Genomic DNA, 20,277 nt, shown 5'->3' on the forward strand with positions numbered 1-20,277 from the left:
CGGTCCGTAATTATTCTGCTTCTGGCGATCTGTTTTGCACTTCATACAGTGACTTCACCCGGCTAAGCTCAAGCAAGGCAAAACGGTGCTCGACAAATTCGTACACATTGCCTGCCAGCGTTAATTTATACAGCATGATAGCGGCAGGGTAATCACCTTGCAGCTGATAAGCCTTGGCAAGGTAGAAATAACCTTCCGTTAAGCGCTCTGCCAGCTGATCATTATCTTCGCTTTCTACGGCAATTTGAGTTAAGAATTGGGACTCGGTAATTTCACCCAGGTACAAACGTACAATCTGCCACCCCCAATTTTCTTTATCACTCGCATCAAAGCGCCGTTTTAGCTTGTCCAACGCCGCTTCTGGTGTCCGTTCCCAGTCCAGAATATATAGCCAGATCACCCGGTAAGGATCATTCAGATCCTGATGGTAATGGGCAAGAAGATCTTCATGCGCCAGATCCAGTCGACCGCCATAATACAGGGCAATACCACGGTTACGCTGAGCAAACGGGTGCTGAACATTGAGCTCAAGGGTCGAATCAAAGGCTTCGTACGCTGCATCGAAGTGGGCACTTTGAGTAAAATACACACCCAGAATATTGAACACATCTGGCTGGTTCGCTTTCAGTGATAACGACTGATTAAAATCCAGGCGGGCTAAATCACGCAGGCCCAGACTGTCATTCAGCAAACCACGTTCATAATACATTTGCGCAACTGTCGCTTTATCCAGATCATTACGCTTTAACAGCTGATCAATGCGCGCTAACTGAATTTGTTGCTGTATCGTCGGCTGAAGTGGCACCGCCATCGGTGGGTGAGTCCAATTCGATTGAGATGATGCGGTGCAGCCCGTTAACATCATCAGCGCCGCAAGACATGCGAGCTTTAATCTGTTTGCTATCAATGCCGTTCTCCCTGACATACAAAAACCATTCATCTCTTTCCACAGCTATAAAAAAAGGGGCTTATTAGCCCCTTTATAACATGCTTTAAGAAGAAAGACTTAGCCTTGTGGCTGCTCGTCTTGAGCTGGCGCAGGATTCTGCTCAGCTTGTGCTTCTTTCATGCTTAGGCGAATACGGCCCTGACGGTCGATCTCCAGAACTTTAACCTTAACTTCCTGGCCTAGCTCTAGGTGGTCTGCCACTTTCTCTACACGCTCCTGAGAGATTTGAGAAATATGTACCAGACCTTCTTTGGCACCGATAACAGAAACAAAGGCACCAAAGTCAACTACACGCATTACTTTACCAGTATAGATGCGACCAACTTCAACGTCAGCTGTGATTTCTTCGATACGGCGAATTGCTTCTTTAGCCGCCTTGCCTTCAGTTGCGGCAATCTTGATTGTACCGTCATCTTCGATTTCGATAGTTGTGCCAGTTTCTTCAGTCAGCTGACGAATAACTGCACCACCTTTACCGATAACATCTTTGATCTTGTCAGAGTTGATCTTCATCGTATAGATACGAGGAGCAAACTCAGAAATCTCGTCACGGTGAGTGCCGATTGCATCGTCCATCACGCTAAGGATGTGCTTACGCGCACCTTTGGCCTGGTTCAGAGCGATCTGCATGATCTCTTTCGTGATACCTTCGATTTTGATATCCATCTGCAATGCAGTGATACCGTCGTCAGTACCCGCCACTTTAAAGTCCATGTCACCCAGATGATCTTCGTCACCAAGAATGTCAGAAAGAACAACAAAGTCATCGCCTTCTTTAACCAGACCCATTGCGATACCCGCAACAGACGCTTTGATTGGCACACCAGCATCCATCAGTGCCAGAGACGTACCACAGACAGAAGCCATTGAAGATGAACCGTTAGATTCTGTGATTTCCGATACAACACGTACTGTGTATGGGAATTCTTCAACCGAAGGCATTACTGCAGCAATACCGCGCTTAGCCAGTTTACCGTGGCCAATTTCACGACGCTTAGGTGAACCAACAAAACCCGTTTCACCTACACAGTATGGAGGGAAGTTGTAGTGTAGAAGGAAGTGATCTTTCTTCTCACCCATGATGCTGTCAATAATTTGTGCGTCACGTTGTGTACCAAGCGTAGCAGTTACTAGTGCCTGAGTTTCACCACGTGTGAACAAAGAAGAACCGTGAGTACGGGGAAGAACACCAGTACGTACGTCTAGCGCACGAACCATGTCTTTTTCACGACCATCGATACGTGGGTTGCCCGCGATGATACGGCTACGCACAACGTTCTTCTCTAGAGAACTTAGCATGCCGCGGATTTCGCGCTCATCCAGTTCTTCGCTTTCACCAAGAAGTGCTTCAACAACGTCGTTCTTAATGGCACCAACTTCGTCGTAACGCGCCATTTTTTCAGTGATCTGGTATGCGTCAGCCAGACGAGTTTCAGCTTTATCCGCAACACGCGCTTTCAGTTCAGTGTTAACAACCGGTGCTGCCCAATCCCAAGCAGGAGTAGCAACTTCCGCCGCAAACTCATTGATTGCATCAATGACAACTTGCTGTTGGTCGTGACCGTAAACTACGGCCTGTAGCATTTGTTCTTCAGACAGGCGATCTGCTTCTGATTCAACCATCAGAACAGCGTCTTTAGTACCGGAAACAACAAGGTCTAGACGGCTTTCTTCCAGCTCAGTGTTGCTTGGGTTAAGAACAAGCTGATCATTGATGTAACCAACACGTGCCGCACCGATAGGACCATTGAATGGCAGGCCAGAAATCGCCAGTGCCGCAGACGTTGCGATCATCGTGATCATGTCTGGGTTTACATCTGGGTTTACAGAAACTACAGTCGCGATAACCTGAACTTCGTTTTTGAATGCATCAGGAAATAGCGGACGAATTGGACGGTCAATCAAACGGGCAGTCAGTGTTTCGCCTTCAGAAGGACGACCTTCACGCTTGAAGAAACCACCAGGGATTTTACCAGCAGCGTAAGTACGCTCTTGGTAGTTAACTGTTAGCGGGAAGAAGTCTTGGCCTTCAACCGCTTTTTTCTTGCCAACTACAGATACGAACACAGACGTATCGTCCATGCTAGCCATAACAGCGGCTGTCGCTTGACGCGCCATAACACCAGTTTCAAGGGTAACTGTGTGGTTACCGTACTGGAAAGTCTTTACGATAGGATTCACGTGAATTTCCTTAAATATTATCCGCTTTCTATTTGCGTCGTTAAGTATATCTGACACAAGGAAAAGCGTCATGTGATGAAACCCACTTTACGATGATTTCACACATCGCGACTAATGATAATTATCGACTGAATAGCCGGATCGGCTTAATCGTAAATAACTGTCATTAGCCGCGACCTTTAGGTCGGGAGAACGACTGATCAATCAGGTAAAGTAAGTAAGTAAGTATATTTATATCTTGATTAGTAATTCAGCTTGCTACTATTTTTTCAAATTCAAGAGAAAGCGCGGAGTTTATTGCTATAAATGGGCACTTTCGATGCAGATATTGGAATAAATAATGAGTAAGGGGAATTACTGATTAAAAAGAAAGGAGCCATAAGGCTCCTTTCTCGAAAGCAATCTTAGCGACGTAGGCCTTGACGCTTGATAAGATCTTGGTAACGATCAAGATTCTTACCTTTTAGGTAGTCTAGAAGCTTACGACGGCGAGAAACCATACGTAGCAGACCGCGACGGCTGTGGTGGTCGTGTTTGTGAGCAGCAAAGTGACCTTGAAGGTGGTTAATTTGTGCTGTTAAAAGCGCAACCTGAACTTCAGGTGAACCAGTGTCGTTTTCACATTGTGCGTATTCAGCAACGATTGCTGCTTTAGTTTCTGCATTCAGAGACATAACTCTTCCTAATACTAGATGTTTTAATTTGTGCCGCCAATCTCTGATTCAGCCGACACCCAAGCCGCGAATTATACTGGTAGCTTTCCTCGACTACAAGAAAATAATCGCAGAAGATACTCGTCGCGGGGTTCGAGAGGCGAGGTCGATTTCCAGACTCTGCGAGCAGATTTCAAAAACTCACTCGCCGAGTGAGTTTTTACACTTTTGCTCTCCCCTTGACATTAGGATCTCGCTTCTCGTTCCTTAGTCTTGCTGGTTCGCCATCACGCGCTTTGGTGCCAGCATGTCATCTTGATCAATCACGCCCACCCCGATGAACTCACGCTGCTCACCGACGGTAATACGGACTAACGTTCCCGTTTCAGGCACACGACCGGCATTGACCGGATTACCGTTAAGGACGTAAACCGCACTCGCCGGTAAGATATTCACTTCAGGTAAATCCTGGACGGCACTATCTGTCGGTAACAATAACGGGTCCAGAAGTTCACCTGGTGACATTCCCTGCTCATTCGCTTGATCAAGCAGTGCCTGTAACTGCTCCAATGTCACCACACGTTCCATTGGATAGTTAGAAACACCGGTACGGCGAAGGTAGGTCACGTGTGCGCCACAACCTAGCATTTCCCCCAGATCATCAACAATCGTGCGGATGTAAGTACCTTTCGATACATGCAGTTCCATCTCGACTTCATTGTTTTCAAACCGGATCAGCTCAACAGAGAATACCGTGATTTTGCGTGACTCACGTGGAACTTCGATTCCTTCGCGGGCATACTCATAGAGTTTACGACCCTGGTATTTCAATGCCGAATACATAGACGGAATTTGATCCGTTGTTCCGCGGAACTTGGCAATGCAACGCTCCAGCTGACCACGGTCGACTTTCACTTCACGGGTTTCGACCACTTCACCGTCGGAATCTGAGGTATCGGTACGCTCACCCAGTTTCGCGATCACACGGTAGCGCTTATCTGAATCGAGAAGAAACTGAGAAAACTTCGTCGCTTCACCAAAGCAGATAGGCAGCATACCGGTTGCCAGTGGATCCAGCGCACCGGTATGGCCCGCCTTTTGCGCAAAAAAGATACGCTTTACTTTCTGCAGCGCATCATTCGAGCTGAGTCCGGTTGGTTTGTCGAGCAGGATGACCCCATCGACCGGACGACCCTTACGACGACGTGCCATTACTTATCCTCACCTTCTTGTGCGTCACCTTCATCAACGCGACGCTCGTTGTCATCACGAACCGCATTGGTAACCAGGTTGGAAATACGCATACCTTCCGTCAACGACTGATCGTAAATAAAGGTTAGTTCAGGTGTCACGCGCAGGCGAATTTGCTTGCCCAAGAGTGAACGAATGTAAGGAGCCATTTCCCGTAATACTTCAAGGCTGCCTTCTGGTGTCTGCTCGCCAACAGTAAAGAAGGTAACGTACACTTTGGCATAACCCATGTCACGGGACACTTCAACACTGGAGATAGTTGTCATGCCAATACGTGGATCTTTAATCTCACGTTGAAGGATAACTGCTAGTTCTTTTTGTAACTGTTGTGCGACACGCTGGGTACGACTGAATTCTTTGGCCATTTTATCTATCTCTCTTAAAGAAGAGGCTCTTTTAAAGAAAAAGGCTCTCTTGCAAGAATGGGGAGCCGAAGCTCCCCATTGGGTTGTTTGTTTACTTACTTAAAGAAGTAACAACCTTAACTATTAATCAAGGGTACGTTGAATTTCAACGATTTCATAAACTTCGATCTGGTCACCGACACGAACATCATTGTAGTTCTTAACGCCGATACCACATTCGTAGCCGTTCTTAACTTCGTTGACATCATCTTTAAAGCGACGTAGTGATTCTAGCTCACCTTCATAAATAACAACGTTATCACGTAGAACACGGATAGGGTTATTACGCTTAATCAGACCTTCAGTTACCATACAACCCGCGATTGCGCCGATCTTAGGTGACTTAAATACGTCACGAACAGACGCAAGACCGATGATTTCCTGACGGAATTCAGGAGACAACATGCCACCCATTGCTGCTTTTACTTCATCAATCAATTGATAAATGATTGAGTAGTAACGCAGGTCAAGGTTTTCATTATCAATCATACGACGTGCAGGTACATCAGCACGAACGTTGAAACCAAGAATGATAGCGTTAGATGCTGCTGCCAGTACGGCATCAGTTTCTGTAATACCGCCAACACCAGAACCAACAACGTTCACTTTAACTTCATCTGTAGACAGCTTCAGTAGTGAATCGGTAATCGCTTCGATAGAACCCTGTACATCCGCTTTCAGTACTACGTTTAACTCAGCAACGTCACCTGCGGTCATGTTAGAGAACATGTTTTCAAGTTTCGCTTTCTGCTGGCGTGCTAGTTTAACATCGCGGAATTTACCTTGACGGTAAAGTGCAACTTCACGTGCTTTACGCTCATCACGTACAACTGTCGCTTCGTCACCAGATGCCGGTACGCCAGAAAGACCTAGAATCTCAACGGGGATCGACGGACCTGCAGACTCAATATCTTGACCATTTTCGTCGCGCATTGCACGAACACGGCCATGCTCCAGACCACAAAGAACGATATCGCCCTTACGCAAAGTACCAGACTGAACCAGAACGGTTGCAACAGGACCACGACCTTTATCAAGGCGAGACTCAATAACAACACCGCTTGCCATGCCTTCTTTAACTGCTTTCAGTTCAAGAACTTCAGCTTGTAGCAAGATAGCTTCTAGTAAACCGTCAATGTTGGTACCTTGCTTAGCAGAGATGTGAACGAACATGTTCTCACCGCCCCACTCTTCAGGGATAACATCGTACTGAGCCAGCTCGTTCTTAACGTTGTCTGGGTTTGCATCTTCTTTATCGATTTTGTTCACAGCAACAATCAGAGGTACACCTGCCGCTTTCGCGTGCTGGATTGCTTCAATTGTCTGTGGCATCACGCCATCATCAGCTGCAACAACAAGGACAACGATATCTGTCGCTTGAGCACCACGAGCACGCATAGCGGTAAACGCTGCGTGTCCTGGTGTATCAAGGAAGGTGATCATGCCGTTACCGATTTCAACATGGTAGGCACCGATGTGCTGGGTAATGCCGCCGGCTTCACCTGATGCAACGTGTGCTTTACGAATATAATCAAGCGTTGACGTTTTACCGTGGTCGACGTGACCCATGATAGTGACAACAGGCGCACGAGGTTCAGCAACAGCCGTGTCATCACGGTCAGACATTATTGCTTCTTCTAGTTCATTCTCTTTACGGAGAATAACTTTGTGACCCAGTTCTTCAGCGACAAGTGCTGCCGTTTCTTGGTCGATAACCTGGTTAATGGTAACCATAGCGCCCATCTTCATCATTGCTTTGATGATTTCAGTCGCTTTTACTGACATTTTACTTGCCAGTTCAGAAACAACGATGGTTTCGCCAATGACAACATCAGACTTAGCAACGGTTGCTGTTTTATCAAAACCGTGTTGCATTGATGTCGGTGCATTTACCTGGGCTTTCTTCTTGCCACCGCGACCGCGTTGGTTACGACCACCACGGCCTTTAGGACCACGTTCATCGACGTTAGCTGCTGGCTTTTTCTTCTTACGACGAGTACCAGTCACTTCTTCTTTACGGTCTTGCTCATCTTCCGCAGCACGGGCATGAGTAGACGTCGTAACGTGGTAATCGGCTTCTTCCATCTTTGTTTTAGTCTGCTGGTCGGTTTCCGTCCAACGTTTTTCGTTTACTTCTGCCATTTTGCGTGCCTCTTCTAGCTGACGCTGACTCTCTTCTTCGGCTTTACGCTTGGCTTCCTCTTCCTGGCGACGTTGTAGCGCCTCGGCTTCTATCTTAGCCTGTTGATCAGCGGCGGTGCGTTTAGCCTTATCGGGGGCTTTACGCTTATCTGTAACCTCTCGCTTAGTCGTATCCTCGACTTTGCGATTAGCCTTGTCTTCTGCGTCACGCTTAGCTTGTTCTTCAGCCAAACGTGCCTCTTCCGCTTTACGCGTTGCTTCTTCTGCATCACGCTTAGCTTTCATTTCTGCCTCTTGCTGAGCCTGAGCTTCACGCTGAGCAGCTTCTTCTGCCTGGCGCGTCGCTTCTTCCGCAGCACGCTGCTCTTCATCAAGAGCCGAGCGTTTCACATAGGTACGCTTTTTGCGCACCTCAACTTGTACGTTTTTACTTTTGCCACCCGTACCAGAAACACTCAGTGTACTGCGCGTTTTACGTTGCAAAGTAAGACGAGATGGAGCTTCGCCAGCACTGTCACCACCATGCTCTTTTTTGAGATGGGATAACAGTGACTGCTTCTCGCTCTGGCTTACACTATCTTCAGCTTTCTTGCTAATACCAGCGTCTGAAAATTGTTGAAGCAACCGATCAATAGGCGTACCCACTTCCTCGGCCAATGCTTTAACTGTAACTTCTGACATACTGCTTCTCCCTTGCTTAATTTTATTACGCTTCGTCGCTGAACCAGCAGATGTTACGAGCAGCCATAATCAACTCACCCGCTCTTGCTTCATTCATGCCTTCGATATCGAGCAAGTCATCAGTACCCTGATCTGCAAGATCTTCAAGCGTGCAAATACTTTTCGCGGCTAACTTAAACGCCATATCACGTTCAAGACCGTCCAAGCCTAAAAGATCGTCAGCAGGTTCAACACCTTCAAACATCTCTTCCTGTGCAAGGGCAAGAGTAGTCAGAGCTTCTTTAGCTCGATTACGAAGTTCGTTGATAGCCTCTTCATCAAGGCCCTCAACAGCCTTTAGCTCGCTTACCGGTACGTAGGCGATTTCTTCTAGCGTAGTGAAACCTTCTTCAACCAGAACAGCCGCGAAGTCTTCATCAATATCCAAGTGTTTAGTAAACACTTCAATTGATCCCTGGGCTTCTTCCTGGTGCTTTTTCTGCAGATCTTCTACTGTCATCACATTGAGTTCCCAGCCAGTTAGCTGAGAGGCCAAACGGATGTTCTGACCATTACGACCAATTGCCTGAGCAAGGTTATCTTTCTCAACAGCAATGTCCATCGTGTGGTTGTCTTCATCAACGATGATTGAACTGACTTCTGCCGGTGCCATGGCATTAATAACGTATTGAGCTGAGTTCTCATCCCAAAGTACGATATCAATACGCTCACCGCCTAGTTCACTAGACACGGCCTGAACACGCGCACCACGCATACCCACACATGCACCAACTGGGTCGATACGTTTATCGTTAGTTTTCACTGCGATTTTCGCACGAGAGCCAGGGTCACGCGCCGCGCCCATCAGTTCAATCAGCTCTTCGCCAATTTCTGGCACTTCAATGCGGAACAGCTCAGTTAGCATTTCTGCTTTTGAACGCGTCATGAAGAGCTGGAAACCGCGCGCTTCAGGACGTACAGAATACAGCAAACCACGTATTCTGTCGCCCGGACGGAAGTTTTCACGTGGTAGCTGATCGTCACGCTGAATAACAGCTTCAGCATTATTGCCCAAATCGATAATAATCGCGTCACGATTCACTTTCTTGACAATACCGGTGATTAGCTCACCTTCATTATCCATAAACTGTTCAACAACTTGAGCTCGCTCAGCTTCACGTACTTTCTGCACAATGACTTGCTTAGCCGTTTGGGTCGTAATACGGTCAAACGTTACAGATTCAATCTCATCTTCAACGTAGTCACCCAGCTCAACCGTTTCGTCATCAAACTGTGCCGCTTCTAAAGTGATCTCAAGTGTAGGCTGAGTCACTTCTTCAACAGCTTTCCAACGACGGAAAGTTTCAAAACTACCGGTTTTGCGGTCAATCGCAACGCGAACGTCAATTTCTGCTTCGCTTTTTTTCTTTGTCGCTGTTGCCAGTGCGATCTCAAGAGCTTCAAAGATACGCTCACGAGGAACAGCTTTCTCATTAGATACCGCTTCAACGACAGCCAAGATTTCTTTGTTCATTTCTAATGCCCCAATATAGCGGTTAGAATTTTGGAATCAGGTTGGCCTTGGAAATATTGCTCAGTGCAAACGTTTCGTCATTGCCATCTACTTTAAGTGTGACCAATTCACCTTCAACGGCAATAATGTCACCTTTCCACTTGCGACGATTATTCATCGCCATTTTTAGCACCAGGCTGACCTCGTGACCAATAAATTGTTGGTAATGTGCTGCTTTAAATAGTGGCCGCTCAAGACCAGGGGAAGACACCTCCAGGTGATAAGCCACGGTGATTGGATCTTCTACATCCATAACGGCACTAATTTGGCGACTTACTTCGGCGCAGTCATCAACATTGATGCCATTTTCATGATCAATGAATACACGTAATGTGGAATGTTCACCCGCTCGGATGAATTCCAAACCTACCAGTTCATAGCCTAAAGCATTGACAGGTCCGTCAAGCAGTTCGGTTAATTGTGTCTCTAAAGCTGTCAAGACAACCCCCCGGAAACAAAAAAAGGGCCTAAAGCCCAGTAAATACCTGAATGGTCATGTTTCAGATAATAAAAAACCCCGATTTACGGGGTTTTTTATTACTGGACCCTGATTATCACAGCACGCTGTGATAGAAAACAAACACCTCTATTTAGAATAGTCTGTTTTCGGAAAAGTGGTTGCGGGGGCCGGATTTGAACCGACGACCTTCGGGTTATGAGCCCGACGAGCTACCAAACTGCTCCACCCCGCGTCCGAATCTGAACGCATTATATCGCGCAGACGTTACTCTTTCAAGTAATCAGTATAATGGTGCCGAGAAGGGGACTTGAACCCCTACACCTTGCGGCACTAGCACCTCATGCTAGCGTGTCTACCAATTTCACCATCTCGGCTAAATCTTTAATTACTGAGGAATGTCGCTGTTTACAGAAACGCTCTCAGTTTTATCTACAATTTGCTCTGTTGCTGGGGCAGTTAACTCTTCCCATCCACTCTTCTCTGCTGCTTGCTTAGCACTTATGTTGCCAAGAACCAGACTGATAACGAAGAATGCAGCTGCACAAACTGATGTCATTCGGGTTAAAAAATTTCCAGAGCCGCTAGCACCGAACAATGTTCCAGAAGCGCCAGCCCCAAATGAAGCTCCCATATCTGCGCCTTTACCTTGCTGTACTAGAACGAGGCCAATAACACCAATCGCAGCCAACAGATAAATCACAAGTAGAATTTCGTACATGGGTTCCACCTATGTCGATATTATTGCGCCGGGCTTGCCAAAGCAGCGCCAGCGTTCTCCCGCAATTTAGGAGCGGGAGAATATTAGCGAATGCTTGCTGCAGTGACAAGTAAAATCTCACCAAATAGTTAATAAGGCGAATCGCTTGAACAAGTTTTAAGCAAAACCGGCAAAAAGGTAACCATTTGCTCTAATCATTACAGACTAACAGTTATCTTTAACGGCCTGAGCGATTTCCAATGCATATTCTTTAACAGAATCGCTGTCTTCGCCTTCAACCATAACGCGAATTAATGGTTCAGTGCCCGACTTACGTAACAAGACTCGTCCGCTAGTACCCAGTTTCTCTTCAACCGCTTTTTTAGCGGCGATAACCGCCTCAGATTTCAATGGATTGCCATTCCCTTTGAAACGTACATTTTCCAGCACCTGAGGGAACATTTTCATGCCGTCGCAGAGCTCTTTAAGCGTCATCTTACTGCCAACTATCGATGCCATCACCTGCAAGCCTGCAACGATGCCGTCACCGGTCGTGATTTTATCCAGTAAAATAACATGACCTGAATTTTCAGCACCGATCAACCAGTTTTGCTTTTGCAGCTCTTCCATCACATAGCGATCACCCACTTTAGAGCGAACAAACGGAATCCCGAGGTTCTTAAGCGCAATTTCCATACCCAGATTAGTCATCAGGGTACCAACCACACCGCCTTTCAATTCACCACGGCGCAAGGCATCACGGGCAATAATATAGGCAATTTGATCACCATCGACCTTATTCCCTTCGCCATCAACCATGATCACGCGGTCGCCATCGCCATCTAATGCAATACCGAAATCTGCTTTTTCTTCCAGTACTTTTGCCTGCAGTGAACCGACATCTGTCGCGCCGACCTGATGGTTTATATTGGTACCATTTGGCTCACAGCCAATTTCAACCACATTCGCACCAAGCTCACGCAACACTTTAGGGGCAATGTGATAAGTCGCGCCATGGGCACAGTCGACCACAATATTAAGCCCTGACAGGCTCATATCATGAGGGAAGGTGCTTTTACAAAATTCAATATAACGGCCTGCCGCATCAACAATTCGCATCGCTTTGCCGAGTTGGGCTGAATCGACACAAGTCAGCGGCTTTTCGAGCTCAGCTTCAATGGCCAGTTCCACGTCATCAGGTAGCTTAGTACCTTCTGAGGAGAAAAATTTAATACCGTTATCGTAGTAAGGATTGTGGGAGGCCGAAATCACGATCCCCGCTTCGGCGCGGAATGTACGCGTCAGATAGGCAACCGCCGGGGTCGGCATAGGGCCGGTAAAGGCAGCCTGCAAGCCTGCAGCAGCAAGCCCGGCTTCAAGTGCTGACTCCAGCATATAACCCGATATACGGGTGTCTTTGCCAATCAATACTTTTTTTGTGCCCGTCTGCGATAAAACGCGACCCGCAGCCCAGCCTAGTTTCAGCACAAATTCAGGCGTAATCGGCCCTTCACCAACCAAACCGCGAATCCCATCGGTACCAAAATACTTACGTTCAGCCATTATTAGCTCCTAGCAATTTATTGTAATTTTCTATGCCGCCTTTCAGCGATAATTGTCGTTATCACATTCAGGCCACAATTATATTTTTTCTTGTTCCAATGTCATTTTGCACACTTTCAATACATCAACCGTTTCTTGGGCATCGTGAACACGGATAATCTGAGCGCCTTTCATTGCTGCAATCGTGGCGCACGCTAAACTCCCGGCTAGGCATTCAGCTGGCTGCTTGTTTAGCAGTTTAAAAATCATCGACTTCCGAGACATACCGACTAATAGCGGTAAGCCAAATTGATGGAACTTATCGAGATGTGCCAACAACTGATAATTCTGTTCAACGGTTTTACCAAAACCGTACCCTGGGTCAAGTAGCAACTGCTCGCGCAGAATGCCTGCGTTTTCACACGCTTGTACCCGCTCTGCAAGAAATTCACTGACATCTGTGATCAGATCATCATAATGTGGCTGCGTCTGCATTGTACGCGGCTGACCTTGCATATGCATCAAGCAAATAGGCACATTAGCCTTCGCTGCAGCCTCTAATGCCCCAGGATCTTGCAACGCCCGCACATCATTGATCAAATCAGCGCCCGCCATAACAGCTTCTGTCATAACTTGGGTTTTACTGGTATCAATTGAAATCCAGCAATCAAACCGCTGCCGAATGGCTTCAATTACCGGTACAACACGCTCGAGTTCTTGTGCCAGAATGACATTGGATGCCCCTGGCCGGGTCGATTCACCGCCGATATCAATAATACTGGTTCCCGCGGTAAGCATCGCATCGACATGCCGCAATGCATGATCCAATTGGTTGAATTTGCCACCATCTGAAAATGAATCAGGGGTAACATTTAAAATCCCCATGGTATGAGGATAAGAAAGATCGAGTGTTTTTTCTTTGCTAGTCAAAATCACGACTCACGACTCCATGAGAATTTGCATAAAAAAACCCCGACACAAGTTCGGGGTTTTAATAATTAAAAAGGCAATTAAGCTTGTGGCTTATCGTCTTCTTTTGGCTGTTCTGACTCAGAGGCCTCGCCAGCCGCTGCCGTATCGTCAGCTTTGCTGTTGTCTGAATCAACGGATGCTTTTAACGTATCGTCAGCACTCCAGCCTTTCGGCGCACGGATTTCTGTCTTACGCGCCATCAGATCATCAATCTGACCAGCATCAATTGTTTCGTACTTCATCAACGCATCTTTCATTGCATGCATGATATCCATGTTCTGAGACAGGATTTCACGTGCACGCTCATAGTTGCGGTCAATCAGAGCACGCACTTCATTGTCAATCGCACGAGCAGTATCATCAGACATATGTTTAGTCTGTGTTACCGAGCGACCCAAGAAGACTTCACCTTCATCTTCAGCATAAAGTACCGGCCCCATTTTCTCGGAAAAGCCCCACTGAGTAACCATTTTACGGGCAATATCCGTTGCTCGCTCGATGTCATTTGAAGCACCGGTTGATACTTTATTCGGACCGTAGATCAACTCTTCAGCCAAACGACCACCGTAAAGGCTTGAAAGCATCGATTCCAGGAATTCGCGTGAGTGGCTAATACGATCTTGCTCTGGCAAGTACATCGTGACACCCAGCGCACGACCACGCGGAATAATTGAGACTTTGTAGACAGGATCATGATCCGGAACCAAACGACCAATAATCGCGTGACCCGCTTCGTGATATGCCGTCGATTCTTTCTGCTCTTCAGACATAACCATCGATTTGCGCTCTGCGCCCATCATGATTTTGTCTTTTGCCAGTTCAAATTCCACCATTGAAACAACACGCTTGTTACCACGTGCTGCAAACAATGCGGCTTCGTTAACTAAGTTAGCTAAATCAGCCCCAGAGAAACCCGGAGTACCACGCGCAATAAGAGACGGTTCAACATCATTTTCTAATGGAACTTTACGCATGTGAACTTTCAGGATCTGCTCACGACCACGAACATCAGGCAAACCAACCACAACTTGACGGTCGAAACGGCCAGGACGAAGTAAGGCTGGGTCCAATACGTCTGGACGGTTCGTTGCGGCGATAACAATAATACCTTCGTTACCTTCAAAACCATCCATTTCAACCAACAGCTGGTTCAGCGTCTGCTCACGTTCATCATGACCACCACCGACACCAGCACCACGCTGACGACCTACGGCATCGATCTCATCGATAAAGATAATACAAGGCGCAGATTTCTTCGCTTGTTCAAACATGTCACGGACACGGGACGCGCCCACACCAACGAACATTTCAACAAAGTCAGAACCAGAGATAGTAAAGAACGGAACTTTTGCTTCACCGGCAATTGCTTTTGCCAATAACGTTTTACCCGTACCAGGAGGACCAACCAGCAAGATACCAGTAGGTATTTTACCACCCAGCTTCTGAAAACGGCTTGGATCTCGTAAATAATCAACCAGCTCTTTAACGTCTTCTTTGGCTTCATCACAACCGGCAACATCGTTGAAGGTTGTTTTGATCTGGTCTTCACTCATCATACGCGCTTTCGATTTACCGAACGACATGGCACCTTTGCCACCACCGCCCTGCATTTGGCGCATAAAGAATATCCAAACACCAATGAGAAGCAGCATCGGGAACCAAGAGATGAAGATAGAAGCGAGTACGCTTGGCTCTTCCGGCGGTGTCCCCAACACTTTCACATTTGCGTTGATCAAGTCGTCTAATAGTTTCTGATCGTTATAAACAGGTAGATAAGTGACGTATCGCGTGTTGTCACGCTTAACTACGGTGATTTCACGCTCATTGAACCGAGCTTCCCTTATCTGATCCTGACCGATTTCACGGACGAAGGTCGTATAATCGACTTGACGGCCAGCACTATCACTGGGACCGAAGCTCTGAAATACAGACATCAGAACCACAGCGATAACCAACCACAAAATCAAGTTTTTTGCCATGTCACTCAAGGTGTTAGCCTCGCAATCACTTAAAGATGGATGTAGAGTACTACAGTTTGTAACCTGTAGCCACAATGTAGACCTCACGAGAGCGATCTCGGGATGAGTCTGGTTTACGGATTTTAACCACTTTGAACATGCTTCGAATTTCAGCTAAATACTGGTCAAAGCCTTCCCCCTGGAAAACTTTTACCGCAAAGCTGCCATTCGGCGCAAGTACTTGTCGACACATATCTAATGCTAGTTCAACAAGATACATTGCTCTAGGTTGGTCTGATGCAAGATTGCCACTCATATTAGGCGCCATATCCGAAAGTACCACATCCACCATATCCGGTTGAATACGTTCTAACAGTGCATCTAACACAGCTTCTTCTCGGAAATCACCTTGCAGGAAGCTCACACCTGGCAGTGAATCCATCGCCAGAATATCACAGGCAATAACCTGACCACTATCCCCAACAACTTCTGCTGCATACTGTGACCAACCACCAGGTGCAGCACCAAGATCGACCACAGTCATGCCGGGTTTAAGCAATTTATCTTTATTCTGAATTTCTTCAATTTTGAAGATAGCACGAGAACGATAGCCCTTTTTTTGCGCCTCCAGAACATATTTATCATCAAAATGTTCTTTCAACCAGCGACCAGAGCTGGCTGATTGTTTTTTTCTACTCATGCTTTACCTAATGAGTTGTCGTATTTATTAAGTATACTTGGATAGCGGAATCGCTACACATACTAAACAAATTAGTCTTCTAGCCTAGATGGCGTTAGAATGACACGTTTTCAACCCTTGTTATAAAAAATAGAGCCACAATGAATCTAAGCACCAAACAGAAGCAATACCTGAAAGGCCTTGCTCACAACCTGAAACCTGTAGTCCTGATGGGTGCAAACGGCTTAACTGAAGCAGTTCTGGCCGAGATCGAAATTGCACTCAATCATCACGAGCTTATCAAGGTCAAGGTTGCAGCGGAAGAGCGCGAAACCAAGGTATTGATCGTAGACGCAATTATTCGTGAAACCAAAGCGGAAAAAGTACAGGTCATCGGTAAAACACTGGTGCTGTACCGTCCAAGCGAAGAGCGCAAAATCGAGCTACCTCGCAAATAAAAAAGGCCGCCGATGCGGCCTTTTTTACCTTTCTCTTTTGCTCGCTAAAGTTTGTGATCTTGTTCACTTTTATCGTTCTAAATCACTGCCGAACTGTTACATTTACTAACAATTCCATTAACAGTACACATCCTAGATGTATTGAACCTGTTCAATCTCAAACTCTTTTGTCCCGCCCGGCGTGACAATCGATACTTCATCGCCTTCAAGCTTGCCAATCAAACCACGTGCAATCGGTGAATTAACCGAGATGCGATTTTGCTTAATATTCGCTTCATCATCACCGACAATGCGATAAGTGATTTCTTCTTCGGTATCGATATCGATCAAATTGACGGTGACACCAAAAATGACTTTGCCCGTATTTTTCATTTTCGTCACATCAATGACCTGTGCGACAGACAGTTTATATTCAATATCACGGATCTGAGCTTCACAAATACCCTGTTCTTCACGTGCAGCATGGTATTCGGCATTCTCTTTTAAATCACCCAACTCACGTGCTTCACCAATCGCCTTTGAAATAATAGGGCGACGCTTCATCAATACCTCGAGCTCTTCACGCAGCTTTTGTTCGCCACGTACCGTCATTGGAACCTTTTCCATAAATATTATTACCTCAGTACCCCAAAAAAGCGCTCGCCACTTTTTGAGTAAAAAAAGCCAGCCCAGCCTCAGCTGAACCAACACAGTGAAATAGGATTACAGATCATTTTAAACAAAGATGACCAAGAGATCACCCTAGAAACGAATTCTTACTAAAGACCGCCAACAACGTTCATTAGCATAATAATGCCATATAAAGATGTGTATCAAGTCACAAATAGATTGAATGTTACAATTTTCTCTCATTGCGAAAATATCAACAAAATATAAATACAGCTAAAGCAAATCGCCGATGCGGAACTTTAACCGGCAATCGTAACCATATGATTTAAAGTAGAAATTATATCGCCACTTAGAACATCTTATTCGCCTAAAGTATTTTTCAGTTTTTTTTACTAACTGTTTTCAATTTAGTTCAGTAAAAAGAACAGCATGCATTTAAATTTGAAATGCATCCAATAAAAATTCAAAAAAGGATTCGGCAATGAACAAGAACCTTATTGCTTTAGCAGTAGCAGCAGCAACTCTTTCTGGCGCAGCAACAGCGGCAGAAGTTTACTCAGATGAAACATCTAGCCTAGCCATCGGCGGTCGTTTTGAAGCTCGTGCAGTTATGGCTGACGACGCAGCTGGCGATAGCAAAGTAACTGATGCGTCTCGTGTACGTGTCAACATCGCAGGTAAAACAGATATCTCTGAAGATTTCTACGGTCTAGGCTTCTTCGAAAAAGAATTCCAAAGTGATGACAGCGCCAACGACGAAACACGTTACGCTTACGCTGGAGTTGGTAGCCAATACGGTGAGCTAGTATACGGTAAAACTGACGGCTCTCTGGCTATGCTAACGGACTTCACTGATATCATGGCTTACCACGGCAACGAAGCGGGTAATAAGCTTGCGGCTGCAGACCGTACCGGCAACAACCTTGCTTACACAGGTTCTTTCGACAACCTGACGGTTAAAGCGAACTATGTATTCAACGGCGAAAATGAAAACACGGCTAAAGAAACTTATGACGTTGACGGCTACTCTGTTGCAGCAATGTACGTCATGGACATGGGACTGGGCTTCGGTGCTGGCTACGGCGAGCAAGAAGGTCAAGCTGCTGCAAATACTGAAACGGGTAAGCAGGCATTCGGCACCGTATCTTACACCTTTGGTGACTTCTATCTTGCGGGTCTGTACCAGGACTCACGCAATACTGAAGTACACGGCCAGAATGTAGACGAGTCTCGCGGTTACGAATTCGCGGCTGCCTACACAATGGGCAAGACTGTATTCATCGCGACTTACAACTACCTAGAAGACACAGACAGAGATGCGGATCTACGTGACTCTATCGCAGTTGATGCGACTCATTACTTCAACAATAACTTCCGCGCTTATGCATCTTACAAGTTCAACAACCTAGACACAGATTCATCAGTTGGCATCACTCGTGCTGCAACTTCTGACGAGTTAGTTCTTGGTGCACGTTACGACTTCTAATCCCCTCTGGATTAAAAGCACTACTTGCTAAAAAGGCGCAGATCTTCGGGTCGGCGCCTTTTTGCTATAAGATAGTTTGATTATTTATCGATGGCCGTTAACCTGATGCTGCGCTTATTCCCCTTATGTCTTGTCCCTTTACTTTTTAGCTTGCTGCTCAGCCAGTCGGTACTGGCAAACTTTTCCCCTCAGCAAGCAATTAACCAGTTACCCGCAGGTCATGATGCCGCCCTGTTAGTTACCGATCCGCTAACGGGTCATATCGTCTATGCCCAACGGGAAAACCAGCTTCAGTCACCAGCCAGCACCCAGAAACTGATTATAGCGCTGGCAGCCAAGCTCTATCTCGAGACTGATTTCCGCTTTAACACAGATTTAGAACAGCAAGGTAAGGATATCGTCATACGTTTTAGTGGCGATCCGACATTTTCCCGCCAGCAACTGGCCGTGCTGCTTACACAGCTGAAAAAACACAAACAATCTACTCTCAAGGGCAATATTATCCTGAACGGATCGGTATTTAGCGGCTACGAACGTGCCCCAGGCTGGCCTTGGGATATTCTCGGAGTTTGCTACAGTGCGCCATCAAGCAGCATTTCACTTGAGCACAACTGCGTACAGGGCGCACTTTACAGTAATAAAGCTCTGGGTCAGCTTACCCGAGTGAATGTCCCTGTCCACCAGCCAATCACCGTCAGCAGCGATGCACTGATTGTCAGCAAAGATCAGCAAAAAGCGCGCTACTGCGACTTAACGCTAACAGCCGATAACGGCAACGGTTACCAGCTAAGTGGGTGCTTAGCTAAGCGTGACAAGCCCCTGCCGCTTAACTTCGCGATACAGAACACCGTTGACTACACGGCAGCGGTTATTCGCCGTGAATTGAAACGAGCCGGGATCCGTTTTAACGGTAAAATACTGCGTGATGATCAGGCGAGCGGTAAACGCATCGCCCGTCATACTTCCGCGCCACTAAGCGAATTGCTCGATACCATGGTCAGAGAGTCAGATAACCTGATCGCCGATAACCTGACCAAAACCCTTGGCTACCGTTATTTCAGCCGACCGGGCACCTTCAATAACGGTATTGCAGCAATAAAAGCCATCTTGAATGACAAGGCGGGAATTGATTTAAGCCAGACGGTACTGGTTGACGGCTCAGGGCTCTCGCGCAACAACCGCCTGACGGCGGCTCAAATGATGAAAGTGGTTACTTACCTTTTCCAGCATGACACCCAACTGGGGCTACTTACCACCCTGCCAGTCAGCGGCCAAAGTGGTACGCTGCGCTACCGCCAGAGCATTCGCCACCAGCCACTGACAGAGAATATTGCCGCCAAAAGCGGTTCACTGTACGGCACCCATAACCTGGCCGGCATTATGACGGCCAAGTCAGGAAAAAAGCTGTTATTTGTCCAGATGGTGACCAATTACCACCCTGAAGACAAAACGGAAGATGCGCCGAAAACCGCGCCGCCAATTGAGGCGTTTGAGCGGGAGTTATATCGGGCATTATACGAGAATTTCTAGGGGCGAGTGACGCGTTAATGGGAGCCTGGGATCCAGCCAGCAGCGTCTCCGGATCCCGACAGCGTACCTCTTC

17 protein-coding genes and 2 tRNA genes are annotated in these 20,277 nt (G+C 46.7%); 3 read left to right on the forward strand and 16 right to left on the reverse strand.

Features of this window, described 5'->3' with window-relative positions:
• Positions 1 to 10: 10 nt before the first annotated feature.
• The 15 genes from nlpI to rlmE all read right to left on the reverse strand — a co-directional run bounded on the left by nlpI (position 11) and on the right by rlmE (position 16,142).
• Complete coding sequence (gene nlpI / locus R3289_RS13195) at positions 11 to 925, reverse strand: lipoprotein NlpI (protein ID WP_413466701.1); 915 nt, start codon at positions 923 to 925, stop codon at positions 11 to 13.
• Positions 926 to 1,006: 81 nt separating this feature from the next.
• Positions 1,007 to 3,130 (reverse strand): polyribonucleotide nucleotidyltransferase, encoded by a 2,124-nt coding sequence (gene pnp / locus R3289_RS13200; protein WP_413466702.1) that lies wholly within the window; start codon positions 3,128 to 3,130, stop codon positions 1,007 to 1,009.
• A 404-nt stretch (positions 3,131 to 3,534) separates the two neighbouring features.
• On the reverse strand, positions 3,535 to 3,804 hold the full coding sequence (gene rpsO / locus R3289_RS13205) for a 30S ribosomal protein S15 (protein ID WP_107284024.1): 270 nt from the start codon (positions 3,802 to 3,804) through the stop codon (positions 3,535 to 3,537).
• Positions 3,805 to 4,050: 246 nt separating this feature from the next.
• Positions 4,051 to 4,995 (reverse strand): tRNA pseudouridine(55) synthase TruB, encoded by a 945-nt coding sequence (gene truB / locus R3289_RS13210; protein WP_318926116.1) that lies wholly within the window; start codon positions 4,993 to 4,995, stop codon positions 4,051 to 4,053.
• The gene (gene rbfA / locus R3289_RS13215) at positions 4,995 to 5,399 is read right to left on the reverse strand and encodes a 30S ribosome-binding factor RbfA (protein ID WP_107284027.1); all 405 of its coding nucleotides are present in this window, start codon (positions 5,397 to 5,399) and stop codon (positions 4,995 to 4,997) included. The genes truB and rbfA overlap by 1 nt, the downstream gene beginning before the upstream one ends.
• A gap of 123 nt (positions 5,400 to 5,522) precedes the next feature.
• Positions 5,523 to 8,261: a translation initiation factor IF-2 gene (gene infB / locus R3289_RS13220; protein WP_318926118.1), complete on the reverse strand. Its 2,739-nt coding sequence runs from the start codon at positions 8,259 to 8,261 to the stop codon at positions 5,523 to 5,525.
• 25 nt (positions 8,262 to 8,286) lie between these two features.
• Positions 8,287 to 9,774 (reverse strand): transcription termination factor NusA, encoded by a 1,488-nt coding sequence (nusA, locus tag R3289_RS13225; protein WP_318926120.1) that lies wholly within the window; start codon positions 9,772 to 9,774, stop codon positions 8,287 to 8,289.
• Positions 9,775 to 9,796: 22 nt separating this feature from the next.
• Positions 9,797 to 10,252 (reverse strand): ribosome maturation factor RimP, encoded by a 456-nt coding sequence (gene rimP / locus R3289_RS13230; protein ID WP_107284030.1) that lies wholly within the window; start codon positions 10,250 to 10,252, stop codon positions 9,797 to 9,799.
• A gap of 176 nt (positions 10,253 to 10,428) precedes the next feature.
• Positions 10,429 to 10,505: transfer RNA gene (locus R3289_RS13235), tRNA-Met, on the reverse strand.
• Between the two features lie 57 nt (positions 10,506 to 10,562).
• A tRNA-Leu gene (locus tag R3289_RS13240) sits at positions 10,563 to 10,647 on the reverse strand.
• An 11-nt stretch (positions 10,648 to 10,658) separates the two neighbouring features.
• Complete coding sequence (gene secG, locus R3289_RS13245) at positions 10,659 to 10,991, reverse strand: preprotein translocase subunit SecG (RefSeq protein ID WP_318926122.1); 333 nt, start codon at positions 10,989 to 10,991, stop codon at positions 10,659 to 10,661.
• Between the two features lie 204 nt (positions 10,992 to 11,195).
• On the reverse strand, positions 11,196 to 12,533 hold the full coding sequence (glmM, locus tag R3289_RS13250) for a phosphoglucosamine mutase (protein ID WP_413466703.1): 1,338 nt from the start codon (positions 12,531 to 12,533) through the stop codon (positions 11,196 to 11,198).
• A gap of 78 nt (positions 12,534 to 12,611) precedes the next feature.
• On the reverse strand, positions 12,612 to 13,448 hold the full coding sequence (gene folP, locus R3289_RS13255; RefSeq protein ID WP_318926123.1) for a dihydropteroate synthase: 837 nt from the start codon (positions 13,446 to 13,448) through the stop codon (positions 12,612 to 12,614).
• 74 nt (positions 13,449 to 13,522) lie between these two features.
• Positions 13,523 to 15,472 carry an ATP-dependent zinc metalloprotease FtsH gene (gene ftsH, locus R3289_RS13260; protein WP_318926125.1) on the reverse strand — a complete coding sequence of 650 codons (1,950 nt, stop codon included), beginning with the start codon at positions 15,470 to 15,472 and terminating at the stop codon, positions 13,523 to 13,525.
• Positions 15,473 to 15,512: 40 nt separating this feature from the next.
• Positions 15,513 to 16,142, reverse strand: a complete 630-nt coding sequence (rlmE, locus tag R3289_RS13265; protein ID WP_318926126.1) for a 23S rRNA (uridine(2552)-2'-O)-methyltransferase RlmE — start codon at positions 16,140 to 16,142, stop codon at positions 15,513 to 15,515.
• A 140-nt stretch (positions 16,143 to 16,282) separates the two neighbouring features.
• On the opposite strand from rlmE, the gene yhbY reads away from it, so the two are divergent.
• Complete coding sequence (yhbY, locus tag R3289_RS13270; RefSeq protein WP_318926128.1) at positions 16,283 to 16,579, forward strand: ribosome assembly RNA-binding protein YhbY; 297 nt, start codon at positions 16,283 to 16,285, stop codon at positions 16,577 to 16,579.
• Positions 16,580 to 16,711: 132 nt separating this feature from the next.
• On the opposite strand, the gene greA is transcribed toward yhbY, so the two are convergent.
• Positions 16,712 to 17,185, reverse strand: a complete 474-nt coding sequence (greA, locus tag R3289_RS13275) for a transcription elongation factor GreA (RefSeq protein WP_318926130.1) — start codon at positions 17,183 to 17,185, stop codon at positions 16,712 to 16,714.
• A gap of 484 nt (positions 17,186 to 17,669) precedes the next feature.
• On the opposite strand from greA, the gene R3289_RS13280 reads away from it, so the two are divergent.
• The gene (locus R3289_RS13280) at positions 17,670 to 18,674 is read left to right on the forward strand and encodes a porin (RefSeq protein WP_318926131.1); all 1,005 of its coding nucleotides are present in this window, start codon (positions 17,670 to 17,672) and stop codon (positions 18,672 to 18,674) included.
• Between the two features lie 90 nt (positions 18,675 to 18,764).
• Complete coding sequence (dacB, locus tag R3289_RS13285; protein WP_318926133.1) at positions 18,765 to 20,204, forward strand: serine-type D-Ala-D-Ala carboxypeptidase; 1,440 nt, start codon at positions 18,765 to 18,767, stop codon at positions 20,202 to 20,204.
• Positions 20,205 to 20,277: the final 73 nt, after the last annotated feature.

The organism is Photobacterium sp. (assembly GCF_033720175.1).
In the GTDB taxonomy this organism is placed as follows: Bacteria; Pseudomonadota; Gammaproteobacteria; order Enterobacterales; family Vibrionaceae; genus Photobacterium.

Excerpts from the sequence above, each read along its gene's own strand:
- nlpI (WP_413466701.1), bottom strand. The coding sequence starts at position 925 with ATGTCAGGGAGAACGGCATTGATAGCAAACAGATTAAAGCTCGCATGT.
- truB (WP_318926116.1), bottom strand. The coding sequence starts at position 4,995 with ATGGCACGTCGTCGTAAGGGTCGTCCGGTCGATGGGGTCATCCTGCTC.
- dacB (WP_318926133.1), top strand. The coding sequence starts at position 18,765 with ATGGCCGTTAACCTGATGCTGCGCTTATTCCCCTTATGTCTTGTCCCT.
- greA (WP_318926130.1), bottom strand. The coding sequence starts at position 17,185 with ATGGAAAAGGTTCCAATGACGGTACGTGGCGAACAAAAGCTGCGTGAA.
- R3289_RS13280 (WP_318926131.1), top strand. The coding sequence starts at position 17,670 with ATGAACAAGAACCTTATTGCTTTAGCAGTAGCAGCAGCAACTCTTTCT.
- glmM (WP_413466703.1), bottom strand. The coding sequence starts at position 12,533 with ATGGCTGAACGTAAGTATTTTGGTACCGATGGGATTCGCGGTTTGGTT.
- yhbY (WP_318926128.1), top strand. The coding sequence starts at position 16,283 with ATGAATCTAAGCACCAAACAGAAGCAATACCTGAAAGGCCTTGCTCAC.
- rbfA (WP_107284027.1), bottom strand. The coding sequence starts at position 5,399 with ATGGCCAAAGAATTCAGTCGTACCCAGCGTGTCGCACAACAGTTACAA.
- nusA (WP_318926120.1), bottom strand. The coding sequence starts at position 9,774 with ATGAACAAAGAAATCTTGGCTGTCGTTGAAGCGGTATCTAATGAGAAA.
- secG (WP_318926122.1), bottom strand. The coding sequence starts at position 10,991 with ATGTACGAAATTCTACTTGTGATTTATCTGTTGGCTGCGATTGGTGTT.
- rpsO (WP_107284024.1), bottom strand. The coding sequence starts at position 3,804 with ATGTCTCTGAATGCAGAAACTAAAGCAGCAATCGTTGCTGAATACGCA.
- infB (WP_318926118.1), bottom strand. The coding sequence starts at position 8,261 with ATGTCAGAAGTTACAGTTAAAGCATTGGCCGAGGAAGTGGGTACGCCT.
- rlmE (WP_318926126.1), bottom strand. The coding sequence starts at position 16,142 with ATGAGTAGAAAAAAACAATCAGCCAGCTCTGGTCGCTGGTTGAAAGAA.